Source organism: Bacillus marinisedimentorum (assembly GCF_001644195.2).
Classification (GTDB): Bacteria; Bacillota; Bacilli; order Bacillales; family Bacillaceae_O; genus Bacillus_BL; species Bacillus_BL marinisedimentorum.
Map to the genome: position 1 here is coordinate 36,281 of NZ_LWBL02000049.1, position 13,577 is coordinate 49,857.

Here is a 13,577-nt window from a genome sequence, read left to right on the forward strand (position 1 = left end):
TAAAGTGAAAAGTGACATCCAAAAATGATTGGAGGACGCAATAAATGAAACGAGTATCATTCGATTATTCAAAAGCTTTGCCTTTTTTTGGTGAGCATGAAGTTACATATTTGGAGGACATGGTAAAGGTTGCCCATCATGCCATCCATGAAAAAACCGGGGCAGGAAATGACTATCTCGGCTGGGTCGATTTGCCGGTTGATTACGATAAAGAAGAATTTTCCCGAATCCAGAAGTCTGCGGAAAAAATCAAGTCCGATTCTGATGTGCTGGTTGTTATCGGCATTGGCGGATCTTATCTGGGCGCCCGTGCTGCCATCGAGTTTTTGAATCATTCTTTTTACAATATAATTGACAGCGATAAGCGTAAAACGCCGCAAGTCCTGTTTGTCGGCAACCACATCAGCTCGACTTATGTGAAAGACCTGTTTGATGTTCTTGAAGGAAAAAATGTATCTGTAAACGTCATTTCAAAATCCGGTACGACAACTGAACCGGCGATTGCGTTCCGTATTTTCCGCAAGTTCCTGGAAGAAAAATACGGCCAGGAAGAGGCCCGCAAGCGCATTTATGCAACAACCGACAAAGAACGCGGTGCGTTAAAGCAGCTTGCTGATGAAGAAGGATATGAATCATTTGTCATTCCGGATGATGTCGGCGGGCGTTATTCTGTCTTGACGGCTGTCGGCCTATTGCCAATCGCTGTCAGCGGAGCAAACATTCAAGAAATGATGAAAGGTGCCGCAGATGCCCGCGGCGATTTGAGCGCATCCGAACTTAAGGACAACCCTGCCTATCAGTATGCGGCAGTTCGCAATGTCCTTTATAACAAAGGGAAAACGGTTGAAATGCTGATCAATTATGAACCGTCCCTGCAATACTTCTCCGAGTGGTGGAAACAGCTTTTCGGCGAAAGTGAAGGAAAGGATTTCAAAGGGATCTATCCGTCTTCCGCGAACTTCTCGACCGATCTTCATTCACTTGGCCAGTATGTCCAGGAAGGTCGCCGGATCCTATTTGAAACGGTCTTGAATGTCGGTGAAGTGCGTGAAGAAGTCATCATCGAGGAAGATGAGCAAAACCTTGACGGCCTGAACTATCTTGCCGGCAAGTCCATGGATTTCGTCAACAAAAAAGCGTTCCAGGGAACGATGCTTGCCCATACCGATGGCGAAGTGCCGAACTTGATCGTCAACGTCCCTGAACAAAATGAATACCATTTCGGCTATCTCGTTTACTTCTTCGAAAAAGCCTGCGCCATGAGCGGCTACCTCCTCGGCGTCAACCCATTCGATCAGCCGGGAGTCGAAGCCTACAAGAAAAACATGTTCGCCCTCCTCGGCAAACCTGGCTTCGAAGAAGAAAAAGCAAAACTTGAAGAACGGCTGAAGTAAACCCTACCAAAAAAGCGGACCGCTGCTGCGGTCCGTTTTTTTGTGCGTTTGAAAAAGTTGCCTGGCAATTGCCTCGCAATTGCCAGGCAATCATAGGTATATTTACCCAAAAAACCTGCACCTTTATGAAGGAATTGCAGTATAAAAAAGAAAGGTTCAAGAAGAATTCGGGCTTTTTATCCTGCTATATATTTTTTTGATAAAATGGTTATGAGACCATTTGCCCCCAGAGAGACTCCTCTGACGATCTCCTCACTATATTACTATTTTGTTTCAATCGTTCCCATCATGGACATGTTAGTTTGGATTTGGCCGAAGGCTTTGGTGCGCACTAGCGTGAAATGCTTTTTAATAAGCGTATTGGAGGTGGAGATAATGATGCAGGTGCTTTTGTGGACATGCGGACTTATTTTGTTTTTTTCCACTTATTTGCTTTTCCAGACGCTGCTCTTGAATATGACTGAGAAAGTGATAAAAGTACAACAAGACCCTTTACATGAAACAGACGACGAACAAATAGAAAAACAACCTGACTTTTAGACGAAAAAACCGGGCGCAAAAACAGTGCCCGGTTTTTGCATGAATCGTAAGTCTGCTGCAATACATAGCTGTCAAGTCTACTATCTGAAAATTAAGAAAACAAGTTGCTGTTTCCGCATAGCTTTGATAAAATTTAGGAGACGCTGAATGAATGTGTATTCATTTTTTGATTACGGTTTTACAGAAGGGGAGGAAGTTCAGTGAGGGAAGCGGTTATTGTAGAAGCAGTGAGGACACCGGTAGGACGCCGTAAAGGCAAATTGGCCAATTATCGTCCGGATGACCTGGCAGCTGAAGCACTGAAAGAAGTCGTAAAGAGAGCTGGAATTTCTGCAGAAGAAGTAGAAGACGTCATAATGGGGTGTGTCTCCCAGGTAGGGGAACAAGCGGCGGATATCGGAAGGGTCGCAGCGTTGATTGCCGGATTCCCGATTGAAGTTCCCGGGACAACAATAGACCGCCAGTGCGGGTCAAGCCAGCAAGCCGTCCATTTTGCTTCCCAGGCAATCATCAGCGGGGATATGGATGTCGTCATCGCCGCTGGAGTCGAAAACATGACGAGGGTGCCGATGTTTTCAAATATGGGTGAGGCCAAGTTCAGCGACAGGCTGACATCAAAATATGAAATGATCAATCAAGGATTATCTGCAGAGCGGATCGCCGAAAAGTGGGGATTCAGCCGTGAGGAAATGGATGCCTTTGCTGTAAAAAGCCATGAGAAGGCATTGAAAGCCAGGGAAGAAGGCCGATTCGAACGGGAAATCGTTCCGCTTGAGGTCACCCTTGATGACGGTTCTACGGTGACAATGACGGATGATGAAGGACCTCGGAACAGCACGCCTGAGAAACTTGCCGAACTTAAGCCTGCTTTCAAGGAAGACGGGCGTGTCACAGCAGGCAATGCGAGCCAGATCAGTGACGGTGCAGCGGCCATTCTTATCATGTCGCGGGAAAAGGCGGAAGCACTCGGCTTGAAACCGCGTTTCCGTATCGTGGCACGCACAGTCGTAGGTTCGGATCCGACGCTGATGCTGACGGGACCAATCCCGGCTACGGAAAAAGCGCTGAAAAAAGCCGATCTCACGATTGATGATATCGACCATTTTGAAGTCAATGAAGCATTCGCTTCCGTTCCGCTCGCCTGGCTGAAGGAAACAGGAGCCGACCCTGAAAAATTGAATCCGAACGGAGGCGCCATTGCCCTCGGCCATCCACTTGGTGCAAGCGGTGCGAGGCTCATGATAACTATGATATATGAGATGGAGCGGACGGGGGCCAGGTACGGGCTCCAAACGATGTGTGAAGGCCACGGCATGGCGAATGCGACGATCATTGAGCGGCTTGATTAAAAATCCGGAAACGAAAAGGGGGAGAGACGCCAGGTGAAACTTGCAGAAACAATCGCAGTGGTTACAGGCGGAGCATCAGGCCTCGGGGAAGCGGCAGTAAGGGAAATCGTCTCTAATGGAGGAAAAGCGGTCATCCTGGACTTGCAGGAAGAAAAAGGAAATCAGCTTGTAACTGATCTCGGCGAGCAGGTGCTGTTCATTAAAACTGACGTCACAGATGAAGCCAGTGTCAGCGGCGCCTTTGAGCAGGGAGCGGTGAAATTCGGTAAAGTCAACGCTGCGATAAACTGTGCCGGCATCGCAATAGCGGAAAAAACGATGGGGAAACGCGGGCCGCACAGCCTGGACAATTTTAATAAAGTGATCCAGGTCAATCTCGTCGGAACCTTTAATGTCATACGCCTGGCCGCTGAAAAAATGGCCGGCAATGAACCGAATGAAGCAGGCGAACGCGGAGTCATCATCAATACCGCCTCGGTAGCGGCATTTGACGGCCAAATTGGCCAGGCAGCTTACAGTGCCGCAAAGGGCGGGATTGTAGGCATGACACTGCCGATTGCAAGGGACCTTTCTTCGCTTGGCATTCGGGTGATGACGATTGCCCCCGGCTTGTTCAATACACCGTTATTTGCCACTCTTCCAGAAGAGGCAAAAGCAGCACTCGGTGCCATGACACCATTTCCAAAGCGGCTCGGTGAACCTTCCGAGTACGGACAGCTTGCCCGAAGCATCATTGAAAACCCGATGCTGAACGGTGAGACAATCCGCCTTGATGGCGCGATCCGCATGCAGCCGAAATAGATGAACAACTTTTAAGCCAGCCGGGCAGTTACATGTTCCGGCTTTTTTATTGTTAAGGAAGTTATAAACTTTCTGTCTGATGGATAAAGAGCCAGAAGGAGTCTTCCGGAAGCAGGCACCCGCTGCTATCGTCATAAACGGTGATCCCACCGGAAGGAAAGATCACCTTCTGGCCGATACCCCCGCTTATGCGTACGCAGCTAAGCGGGCGCCCTGTGCATTTATAGATGTCCGGCTGCGGGACAGGGTCTGTCCCCATGCATAAAAAAAGGAGTTCTGGCGTGAAAGCCGGGCTGAACGGCGCGAAACAGCTGCTCCGGCGTGAAAATTGGACTCTGCGGCATGAAATATGGGAGATTACGCGTGAAACAGTGAGAGTTTGGCGTGAAAGATAGCGGATACCGAGCGAAAGTAACACCCTCTGATTGCGATTGTCCGCATACGGCGTGAAAAGCCGGGGATATGGCGCGAAGAAACAGTCATCTGGCGGGAAATACGAAGTAAAGGAATCGTTTTTTTATAAAATGAGACAAATCCGGCAGGTTACCGGGACTAAATGGTGGGAGTGGTCCTGTATATCAGTATATAGCCCGGCTTGCTTGGTGGAAGAATGTGCAAATTTCCATGCCCCGGGCACTCAGGGCTGTGCTGGTTTGGCATCGTATTGGGATGCGGATCAGCCGCTCGCCGCCGGGAGGGAATGCTGATACCCCCGATTAAGCGTACGTCGCTAAGCGGGCGCCTTGCGGCAGTTTTTATTTGCAAGCATATCCGCCAGCTCCACAAACTTATCTTCTCAAAACCGTGTAAAAATTCCGCTTCCGGAAAAGCTAAGCAAAAGCCTTTCGGAAGGAGTGTCAGCATGATTACGATCGATTCCAAAATAGAAAACACGACAAAACCATTATATGAACTCGAAACATTGATTAAGCCGCTTGGCTATGAGATCGGCGGGAATTGGGACTATGACCACGGCTACTTTGATTACAAAATTGATGGCGAGGTCGGCTATCAGTTTCTGCGTGTCCCTTTTACTGCAGTAAAAGGGACGCTGGATGCACGCGGCGCGATTGTGCAGCTTGGGAAACCGCTTGTCCTTTCCCACAAATATCAGCGCGGCCTTGATGATCATGTCCACAATGGAAACTTCAAGGCTTCTTTTGACCAGTTTTCCGAACCGCAGGATCCGGATGCTTCTGTCGATGAAGAAACAGTCGAAACAGGAAAGCGGCTCGTTGCAGAGCTGGAAAAGGTTCTCGGCTTTGCGGATTAGCTGCTGATGACAAGGAGCTCATCGTTTTCATGAAGCATATAAGACGGCTCAGGGTTGATGAGCGTCACGCCTTCCCGCCGAACGCCGATCAACAGCATGCGATCGTTGAATAATAACTGGCTGCAGTTTGAGAAAGTGCCGTTAATGCATCCGGGCGGCACTTTCATATAGGTGAACTTATTCCCTTTCAAATGATCAAGCAGCGTATTTACTGCCTCAGTCATTCCATTTGATACAAGGCTGTTGATCATAACATAGCTTGTGATCTGGTTCGTTTGGATAATTTCGTCCGCCCCTGCCCGCAAGGCATTATTCACCTGTTCACCTGTCAGGAGTTCAATGACGCAATATGCCTCGGGATTCAATCCTTTTACAGCAAGGAGCGCAAGAATGGACTGCATATCGGCTTCGATTTCTGTCCGATGCTGATCAGCTGTGATCAGCACCAATTTTGCCTCATGGACACGCGCGTCCCGCAGGGTATTGTCATCTATCGTATTCCCCCGGACGAAATGGATCTGTTTCCCTGTCAAAGGATTCTTCTTCAGCGAGTTGTCAATCAACACAATTTCGAGTTCACCCTCAACTTTCTGCAATTGCTCAATCGTTTGCCTTGCGCGTTCATTCCAGCCGATTACAACAAGATGGCGGCTACCCCTGTACGCTGTTTTTCCTTCAATAAAAGCGTTTTGCCGTTCAATTACATAACTTGAAATGTTCGCAAAATAGTAAGTCACAAAACTTGCTCCCGCCAGGATGAGAAAAATGGCAACAATGCGCCCTGTAACCGTATGTGGGGAAAAGTCCCCATAGCCGACAGTCGAAGCCGTGACAATAACCCACCAGATCCCGTCAAAGATAGACGGAAAGTTTTCCGGTTCGATATAGTGGATGGCAATTCCGAACAGCAGTATGATAAATATGATGATAATCAGTAAGCGGGCCAGCATCGATGACCGTAAATATGCGGTCGTTACAGGATTATATCTCAAAAGAAATTCCCCCATTTATGTTCTTTTAGCAGTATATCCTTAATAAAAAGAGTGTATAAGAAGAGGATGGAAATGAAGCTTGAAAATCGTTATTTCAGTCTCTCCCGTGAACAGGTCACCAAATATTACAAGTTTTAAACGTTATAGCAGAGGAAAATCACATGACAAGGAGGCTTATTAACATGAGAGATTCAGCTTCCATTGCAAGTACGTTCATTAATTTCATTTTTGGCGTTGCGGAAGCGATTCTTGGTTTCCGGCTCATCCTCAAATTTTTCGGGGCCAATGAGGGGACGCCTTTTGTCCAATGGGTTTACCGGTTAAGCGAGCCGTTATTAACGCCGTTCCAAAATATCTTTCCGCCGCTGGAGCTTAATGAACGATTTGTCGTGGATTTAACAGCTTTATTTGCAATCATTGTATACAGTGTCATTGCCCGATTGCTTACAGAGTTGATTGTGAGATTGGGCAGGACGTAATACATTAAATTATCAAGGTGGGAATGGGATGCTCTTACTCACGGGCAATCTCATTCCCTTTCTTTTTTCTGGATATATAGGGAAAAACTATTCTACAGCGAATCTATGGAATAGAACAGAAGATACAGGAGGAGATAACCGTGTTCACGATCAAGCCAATCGGTTATGTGAAAAGCAGCCGAAAAGAAGTTACTGATGATGAATGGGGAAATATCACGGCAGAAATTGAGCTCACAGACGAATTTACCGGTGAAAGCCTGCAGGGCATCGAGGATTTCAGCCATGCGGAAATTGTGTTTTACTTTCACCTGGTTCAAGACGGAAAAGTGGAATACATAGCAAGGCACCCGCGAAATAATCCAGCATGGCCGAAGACAGGTGTTTTCGCCCAGCGCGGCAAAAACCGCCCAAACCGTTTAGGAATAACGATCGTCCAGATCATAAAAAAGGAAGGTGCAAAATTAATTGTAAAAGGTCTTGATGCCGTTGATGGAACTCCGGTGATCGACATCAAACCGGCCATGAAGGAGCTGTATCCGTGCGGCCTCATTAAGCAGCCTGAGTGGGCTGATGAGTTGATGGTCAATTACTGGGAGAAAATATAATGTCTAATTAAAACAAAAATAAAAAGAGCGCTTGCCTTCATAATTTGTTTCATGCTATAATTCTTTTTGTCGAGAAAATTATATCATGGGGCATTAGCTCAGCTGGGAGAGCGCTTCGCTGGCAGCGAAGAGGTCAGCGGTTCGAGCCCGCTATGCTCCATACCCATGAAAAAAGCCGTTTCCTAAAGAGGGAACGGCTTTTTTTGTACAGTTAAAGCAGTCTGATAAACCAGCGTGTATCCCCGGCTTTTTAACATATATTATAAGGTATAGCGTTAAAAAATACGAAGGCAGGATGATTAACATGAAATTGCTGATGAATGCCTTATTTATTATTTTATTATTAGGAGTGACTTTTTTCGGACTGGGTCCCGTGTTGATGGCAGACGGGTCACCACTCGAAAGAATGATTACTCTTGCTGTAGTATTGCTGGCCTATCTGATCGTGGTTGCAGGTTTTCTTTTCTTAAAGGGAAGAAAGTGAAAATCATGATATTAATCCAGCAGACACAAGAATCCGCCCGGGCTTTGGATTCCGTCCCTTCGGTTTTGGGCGTCCGTTTGGATTCGGCCGTCCATTCGGTTATGGGTTCGGCCGCCCGTTTGGATATGGATTCGGCTTCCCGTTTTTGACCGGGCTGGCGGCAGGGGCATTGTTGTCTCCGGGGGTTGGTTACCATTATTATGGATATCCTTATTATCCATATGCTTATCCGTACCCGTACCCGTACCCGTGTCCTTATCCTTGCTGCTGAAAATTTGTCTTATGGTAAGAAACTCCGAAACGTTGGGGGAAAGTGAAATAGCAGCAGTAAGTGCAAGATAAAAACCTTTCAATGAACAAAAAAAAACGCTTGGTTTTCAATGACCTGCCCCCTGCCTGTCTTTTATACAGGGAGCAGGTCATCAATCCATGCGTTTTTCATTTATGCATAGGTTTTTAGGCAGAGATAACGATGACACCGCCACAATGAGAAAGCGGATGAAATTCGCACTTGTATTCATTCTTTAGCGAGGACTTCATCTCATCATACACGAAATAAAACTCATCATTGTCCCAGCGGCTTACATTATCCTGCCGGCAACGATTCAGTTTCTCCCGTGTCTCAAAAGCAATATCACCAATGAATAGTTGTCCGTCTTCCTTAAGAAGGGGTAACAACTTAACGATAAATGATATTTTTTCTGTGTCGGTTAAATGGTGCAATGTATAGGTGCTTACAATAAAGTCGTATTTTTTCTCCAAGAATTCAGGAGGCAGTCCATTAAAAATATCCCACTCTACTAAATTTGCTCGGGGCATTTTAGATTTGGCGATTGAAATCATATTTGATGAAAAATCAAAGCCATCTATTCGATGTCCATTTTCATACAGTTTATTTGTCAGTACCCCTGTTCCAAATCCTATATCCAAAACGTTAGAGCGTTTCTTTTGCATGACGGCATTAAAAATAGTGTTTAGAATTTGTTTATATCCTGCAAAAGGATAAAGATTATTTTCTTCACTTACTTGTACAGTTTTATCATAATCATCTGCCCATAAATCAAACCCTTGTTTATCTAACACGAATGCTCCTCCTATATACCTTGAAATTTTTACGAGCATTCATTAAATCAATTGAATTACTCGTATCTAGCCCCAATAAAGTTATTCTTTAAACGATTAGCAATGATCATTTCCATTCCATATCCCACCTTTCACTTCAATATCTAAATAGTAGCATAAACACTAATGCTTACCATTCTATTCTTTTGTACCAGAGCTTTCTTTGAACATAATTCTCAAGATATTTTTAAAAGGGAATTTGATTAACGGAAAATTGCAGGGGAAATACATAAAGGAGGCGATATTCCATAAGGAGGTATGGCATTGAATGTAAAAGCGGTATTTCTGAACTGCACGCTGAAAAAAAGTCCTGAAACGTCAAATACAGACGCATTGATTGATCAGGCAGCAAGCTATTTTGAAGAAGAAAATGTAACTTCAGAGATTATCAGGCTGGCAGATTACAATATTGCTTACGGCATTTCAGCGGATGAAGGTGAAGGGGATCAGTGGCCTGAGGTTTTTGAAAAAGTTTTAGATGCGGACATCCTGGTAATCGGGACACCGATATGGTTAGGCGAAAAAAGCAGCATTGCTGCAAAAGCGATTGAACGGTTATACGGCGCAAGCGGTATGACAAATGACAAAGGCCAATACATTTATTACAACAAAGTTGGCGGAGCGGTTATCACCGGTAATGAAGATGGAGCGAAGAACAGTGCAAGTTCCATCTTGTATGGACTATCTCATATTGGTTTCACGATTCCGCCGAATGTGGATACGTATTGGGTCGGGGAAGCAGGCCCCGGTCCATCGTTTATTAAGGCAAACGGTGAAGAAAATGAGTTCACGCAGCAGCATGCAAAAATCATGGCCTATAATCTCCTGCATTTTGCCCGTTATTTGAAAGAACACCCGATACCGGCTGAAGGCAATGTGATCAAAGAAAAGTGAATTTTTATCTTTGATTCTATAAGAGCCGCTCCCTTAAAAAGAGCGGCTCTTAAGCTTTTATACCGGTTCCGTTTCCAGCACCTGCTTCTGCATCTTCTTTGTCAGCTTATTAAAAACAAGCGTATACGAATGCGAAATCAATTCTTCCAGCAAGCCGTCCGGCAGATTTGCATCAAGATAAATCGAGTTCCAATGGGTCTTGTTCATGTAGTAGCCAGGGAAAATCCCTTCGTAAGTGTCTCTCAAAATTTCTGTCCGTTCAGGGTCGCACTTCAGCGAAACGATCGGTGTACCTTCCGCATCGCCGCCCATCATCGCGTACATTTTTCCGCCGATGTGATAGCGGTCTGCACTCCATTCGGGTTTGTAGTCATGTGTCGTGCCTTTTAATCCCAGGCAATACTGATGGATTCGCTCTTTCATTTCATCACCTCTTTTGAAATCTTTTTACAGCGACAGCATCGCGCCTCTTTCATCGAAGACTGCATCCGGATTCCACGCCACTTCCCACAGGTTATTTTCAACATCCGCAAAGTAAGAGGTCCGCCCGCCCCAGAAGGCGTCACCAGGTTCCCGTACAATTTTGCCCCCATTACGGCGGACGTGCTCGATCACCGTGTCGACCTCTTCCCGGGTGTTCACATGGATTGCAAGTGTGATTGCGCTGAAAAAGTTTGGATCTTTATGCAGTTCCACACCTGCGTCTTTTTCCAACTCACCCAGCGGAAACAAGGAAAGCAGAACACCGGCCGTCTTGAATACAGCATAAGTATCCGAACTGATTTCGGGTTCTTCCCAGCACAGTCCCTGATAAAAAGCCCGCAATGCAGGCAGGTCAACTGCTCCGATCGTCACTAAAGAAACACGCTGGGGTACCATGCATCTCACTCCCTGTCATTATGGTTAACTAAAGTATAACTCAACCAACTCAACCCTTCTTGTAAAAATCGGACACCGTCAATTGTGAAGGGGTTTTGCCGGTATGTTTCACTAATTCATGATACAAGTGGGATTCATCATAGAAGGATAACGCCGTATCACAGTCAATCAATGAGGAGGGCCGTTTCCTGGTAAAATCGGACAGCAGCAGCTGGAAACGGATGACCTGGCTGAATTTTTTGGGGCTGAGGCCGACCCTTTCATCGAAAAGCCGCTGGAGTGTACGGGTTGACAGCTGATGAGCCCTGCTGATTTCTTTTACTGATAACCTGCCGCCGGTTTGAACGATATGGTGTAAGATCGTTTCGATCCGTTCATCCTGTAAGGATAAAACAGGCTGTTTCTGTATCTTTTTTAAAAAGAAGTCATTCAGTTTTTGTATCAATGTCTTTGTATCGCTGCTGCTTGTGAAGATCTTCAACAATTCCCTGGCTAAAAGTGGATCGATATCTTCCATTGCATACATTTGATTGGTGAAATGACGGGCGGATTCCCGAATGAAAAGCCGGGAAACACCGGGGAGAAACCGGATGCCGAAGGTTACGTTTGATGAACAGGCCGGTACCGGGACCGCAAAGTGGTGCCCGAAAATTCCGCAATACGTAAGATGGAAGCTGTTTTTCGAGGCGTCATAATCAAATAGGATATCGGAGCAGCCATCAGGAATGACGAGCGATTCCCCTGCTGAGCCTGAGGTTTGGAGGGGCCGGGATTCCCAATAGCAGGCAATATAAGCCTTTAAGCGTTTGTGGGGCTCAAACTCCCGGTATTCTGTTGAAGCGGATGTCATAACGACCGGGGACAATGGTGTTTCTGCCATCACATTTAACTCCTTTACGGCTGGTACACTGGCCTATTTTTTCTACTTCACCAGCAACAGGATATATAAGATGGAACCGAATGTTAATAAAACATGCAGTGCTATTAATTTTATCATACGCTTCTTTGTGTTGCCGTTCATCATAATGATCCCGATTACGACAGGAGTCATTATTCCAAACGTTTCAAAATCGCCTAAAAACGCAAAGACATGGAATTTCTCGGTCAAATAGATGTAGGCTGTTATAAAAACAATGAAAACTACGGTTTCCTGAATAGAGTTCAAAAAAACTTCAACCTTTCCCGATATGGATATATATTCCTATAGAACTTCAATAAACAGAAATAAAACCCTTCATCAATCGAAAGCTATTCAAAAAATTGGCAGAAATCAACAGGACTTTTTTATAACGTATTGAATTACTAAAAGCGGTGGAGTTAGGGACCACCAGCAAAAGGGGGATACGATGAAACTGAAAATCATACATACAAATGACATTCACAGCAATTTCGAAAACTTTTCCAGAGCCGTGACGCTCATCAGGCAGCATGCAGATGAAAATACGATTGTTCTCGAAGCAGGCGATTTTGCGGATTTTAAAAGCATCGAATTGCAGGGCACCAGAGGGGGAGCGGCGGTCGAACTGCTTGAGTATGCAGGTTATGATGCGCTCACGATCGGTAATAATGAAATGTTCAACAGTGTGGAGACGCTTGAATACATGGCAGAAAGCAGCCCGGCACCTTTTATCAGCAATAATCTATCAAAAGCCGATCGAACGCCGGTGAGCGGTATTGTATCAAGTGCCATTCTTGAAAAGAACGGGCTGCGGATTTTGGTTACCGGTTCCTCGCCTGATATGGGAGAATTTAATGACGGCCTGAATATCCATATAAAAGATTATAAGCAGGCACTGGCTGAAGAAATGAGTCGAAATGCCGGCAACTATGACCTGTGCATCGTGTTGAATCATATCGGCACCGCCGACGATGAAGAATTGGCAAAAGAGATGGACGGGATTGATATCATCATCTCCGCCCATGATCATCAATTATATGATCAAGCTAAAGTCGTGAACGGCACCATTATGAACAGTGCCGGGTTCTATGGGCAGCACATCGGCATCCTGGAAGTGGAGTTCACGGACACCAGCCTGCACCTCATAAAGTCTATGAACCTGCCGACAGAAAAATCAACAGAAGATGATGGGGTCCGTTCGATTTTAAAACGTAACAAAGAAAAGGCGATTGAGTCGTTAAGCGCACCGCTTTACAGCCTCAATCATGGATTGTGGCATGATGTCATCGAAGAAAACCCGCTGACGAACTTGATTGCCGACGGCCTGCACGATTTACTGGATTGCGATCTCGGCCTGATCAACAGCGGAATCGTTAACGCAGGTTTATTCGATTATGTATCAGAAAAGAAATTGATTGAAATTAGCCCGTCCCCATTAAATCCCACCACTTTTGAAATCCAGGGGAAGGATTTGAAACAGGCGCTTGAAGATTCCCTTGACCCGCAGGTGTGCTTGGCCGATGGCAGAGGACCCGGTTTCAGAGGGAAATATGCGGGCAGGCTGCATGTCTCCGGGGCAAGCATTCAGCATGACGGCAAGCGGATCAAGGAGTTAATGATAGCGGGCCAGCCAGTTGAAGACGAACGCTGGTATACGGTCGCCACATCCGATTATCTTCACCGCGGGTCCGGCTACAGGACGCTTGCCAATAACAGAAATGAGAAATATCGGCCGGAATATATTCGTGATGTGATCAGAATGTATGCGAGAGATGAAGAGTTTATCAAAGAGGCTTTTGCGAATAGGTGGAGAGAAGCTGAGAGGGTTAAGGTCTAGGTCCTTCACTATAAGAATGTTTAAGAACTT

Annotated in this window: 17 protein-coding genes and 1 tRNA gene; 12 read left to right on the plus strand and 6 right to left on the minus strand. The window is 45.8% G+C overall.

From position 1 onward, the window contains the following. The first annotated feature begins 44 nt into the window (after nt 1-44). The 5 genes from A4U59_RS14795 (at nt 45) to A4U59_RS14815 (ending at nt 5,357) form a co-directional block, all read left to right on the plus strand. Nucleotides 45-1,394 (plus strand): glucose-6-phosphate isomerase, encoded by a 1,350-nt coding sequence (locus tag A4U59_RS14795; RefSeq protein WP_070121250.1) that lies wholly within the window; start codon nt 45-47, stop codon nt 1,392-1,394. 375 nt (nt 1,395-1,769) lie between these two features. Next, nucleotides 1,770-1,934, plus strand: a complete 165-nt coding sequence (locus A4U59_RS21425; RefSeq protein ID WP_157888199.1) for a hypothetical protein — start codon at nt 1,770-1,772, stop codon at nt 1,932-1,934. Nucleotides 1,935-2,134: 200 nt separating this feature from the next. Next, nucleotides 2,135-3,283, plus strand: a complete 1,149-nt coding sequence (locus A4U59_RS14800) for a thiolase family protein (RefSeq protein WP_070121251.1) — start codon at nt 2,135-2,137, stop codon at nt 3,281-3,283. Between the two features lie 33 nt (nt 3,284-3,316). Further along, nucleotides 3,317-4,084, plus strand: coding sequence for a 3-hydroxyacyl-CoA dehydrogenase (locus A4U59_RS14805; protein ID WP_070121252.1), 768 nt, complete (start codon nt 3,317-3,319; stop codon nt 4,082-4,084). Between the two features lie 862 nt (nt 4,085-4,946). Then, nucleotides 4,947-5,357: a YugN-like family protein gene (locus tag A4U59_RS14815; RefSeq protein WP_070121296.1), complete on the plus strand. Its 411-nt coding sequence runs from the start codon at nt 4,947-4,949 to the stop codon at nt 5,355-5,357. Here the strand turns inward: A4U59_RS14815 and A4U59_RS14820 are convergent. Further along, complete coding sequence (locus tag A4U59_RS14820) at nt 5,354-6,349, minus strand: potassium channel family protein (RefSeq protein ID WP_245680566.1); 996 nt, start codon at nt 6,347-6,349, stop codon at nt 5,354-5,356. The two genes, A4U59_RS14815 and A4U59_RS14820, sit on opposite strands and share 4 nt — an antisense overlap. A gap of 182 nt (nt 6,350-6,531) precedes the next feature. On the opposite strand from A4U59_RS14820, the gene A4U59_RS14825 reads away from it, so the two are divergent. The 5 genes from A4U59_RS14825 (at nt 6,532) to A4U59_RS20965 (ending at nt 8,188) form a co-directional block, all read left to right on the plus strand. Continuing rightward, a complete protein-coding gene (locus A4U59_RS14825; protein ID WP_070121255.1) occupies nt 6,532-6,828 on the plus strand; it encodes a YggT family protein in 297 nt (98 codons plus the stop codon). Between the two features lie 140 nt (nt 6,829-6,968). Then, on the plus strand, nt 6,969-7,433 hold the full coding sequence (gene tsaA / locus A4U59_RS14830) for a tRNA (N6-threonylcarbamoyladenosine(37)-N6)-methyltransferase TrmO (protein WP_070121256.1): 465 nt from the start codon (nt 6,969-6,971) through the stop codon (nt 7,431-7,433). An 87-nt stretch (nt 7,434-7,520) separates the two neighbouring features. Next, nucleotides 7,521-7,593: transfer RNA gene (locus A4U59_RS14835), tRNA-Ala, on the plus strand. 144 nt (nt 7,594-7,737) lie between these two features. Next, entirely contained in the window at nt 7,738-7,917 is a 180-nt protein-coding gene (locus A4U59_RS14840) for a DUF6954 family protein (RefSeq protein WP_070121257.1), read from the plus strand. Between the two features lie 10 nt (nt 7,918-7,927). After that, the gene (locus tag A4U59_RS20965) at nt 7,928-8,188 is read left to right on the plus strand and encodes a hypothetical protein (protein ID WP_083270866.1); all 261 of its coding nucleotides are present in this window, start codon (nt 7,928-7,930) and stop codon (nt 8,186-8,188) included. A gap of 185 nt (nt 8,189-8,373) precedes the next feature. On the opposite strand, the gene A4U59_RS14845 is transcribed toward A4U59_RS20965, so the two are convergent. Beyond that, complete coding sequence (locus A4U59_RS14845) at nt 8,374-9,000, minus strand: class I SAM-dependent DNA methyltransferase (protein WP_245680567.1); 627 nt, start codon at nt 8,998-9,000, stop codon at nt 8,374-8,376. Between the two features lie 303 nt (nt 9,001-9,303). On the opposite strand from A4U59_RS14845, the gene A4U59_RS14850 reads away from it, so the two are divergent. Next, nucleotides 9,304-9,933, plus strand: coding sequence for a flavodoxin family protein (locus A4U59_RS14850; protein ID WP_070121259.1), 630 nt, complete (start codon nt 9,304-9,306; stop codon nt 9,931-9,933). Nucleotides 9,934-9,990: 57 nt separating this feature from the next. On the opposite strand, the gene A4U59_RS14855 is transcribed toward A4U59_RS14850, so the two are convergent. From A4U59_RS14855 to A4U59_RS14870, 4 genes are read right to left on the minus strand one after another with little or no spacing between them, the layout of a single operon-like run. Beyond that, on the minus strand, nt 9,991-10,356 hold the full coding sequence (locus A4U59_RS14855; protein ID WP_070121260.1) for an MmcQ/YjbR family DNA-binding protein: 366 nt from the start codon (nt 10,354-10,356) through the stop codon (nt 9,991-9,993). Between the two features lie 24 nt (nt 10,357-10,380). Continuing rightward, entirely contained in the window at nt 10,381-10,812 is a 432-nt protein-coding gene (locus A4U59_RS14860; RefSeq protein ID WP_070121261.1) for a VOC family protein, read from the minus strand. 49 nt (nt 10,813-10,861) lie between these two features. Beyond that, entirely contained in the window at nt 10,862-11,692 is an 831-nt protein-coding gene (locus A4U59_RS14865) for a helix-turn-helix domain-containing protein (RefSeq protein ID WP_070121262.1), read from the minus strand. Between the two features lie 42 nt (nt 11,693-11,734). Continuing rightward, a complete protein-coding gene (locus A4U59_RS14870; RefSeq protein WP_070121263.1) occupies nt 11,735-11,977 on the minus strand; it encodes a hypothetical protein in 243 nt (80 codons plus the stop codon). 181 nt (nt 11,978-12,158) lie between these two features. Here A4U59_RS14870 and A4U59_RS14875 point away from each other — a divergent pair, with 181 nt between their 5' ends. After that, nucleotides 12,159-13,547, plus strand: coding sequence for a bifunctional metallophosphatase/5'-nucleotidase (locus tag A4U59_RS14875; RefSeq protein WP_070121264.1), 1,389 nt, complete (start codon nt 12,159-12,161; stop codon nt 13,545-13,547). The last annotated feature ends 30 nt before the right edge of the window (nt 13,548-13,577 follow it).

Excerpts from the sequence above, each read along its gene's own strand:
- A4U59_RS14875 (WP_070121264.1), top strand. The coding sequence starts at position 12,159 with ATGAAACTGAAAATCATACATACAAATGACATTCACAGCAATTTCGAA.
- A4U59_RS14865 (WP_070121262.1), bottom strand. The coding sequence starts at position 11,692 with ATGGCAGAAACACCATTGTCCCCGGTCGTTATGACATCCGCTTCAACA.
- A4U59_RS14815 (WP_070121296.1), top strand. The coding sequence starts at position 4,947 with ATGATTACGATCGATTCCAAAATAGAAAACACGACAAAACCATTATAT.
- A4U59_RS14825 (WP_070121255.1), top strand. The coding sequence starts at position 6,532 with ATGAGAGATTCAGCTTCCATTGCAAGTACGTTCATTAATTTCATTTTT.
- A4U59_RS14840 (WP_070121257.1), top strand. The coding sequence starts at position 7,738 with ATGAAATTGCTGATGAATGCCTTATTTATTATTTTATTATTAGGAGTG.
- A4U59_RS14795 (WP_070121250.1), top strand. The coding sequence starts at position 45 with ATGAAACGAGTATCATTCGATTATTCAAAAGCTTTGCCTTTTTTTGGT.
- A4U59_RS21425 (WP_157888199.1), top strand. The coding sequence starts at position 1,770 with ATGATGCAGGTGCTTTTGTGGACATGCGGACTTATTTTGTTTTTTTCC.
- A4U59_RS14860 (WP_070121261.1), bottom strand. The coding sequence starts at position 10,812 with ATGGTACCCCAGCGTGTTTCTTTAGTGACGATCGGAGCAGTTGACCTG.
- A4U59_RS14855 (WP_070121260.1), bottom strand. The coding sequence starts at position 10,356 with ATGAAAGAGCGAATCCATCAGTATTGCCTGGGATTAAAAGGCACGACA.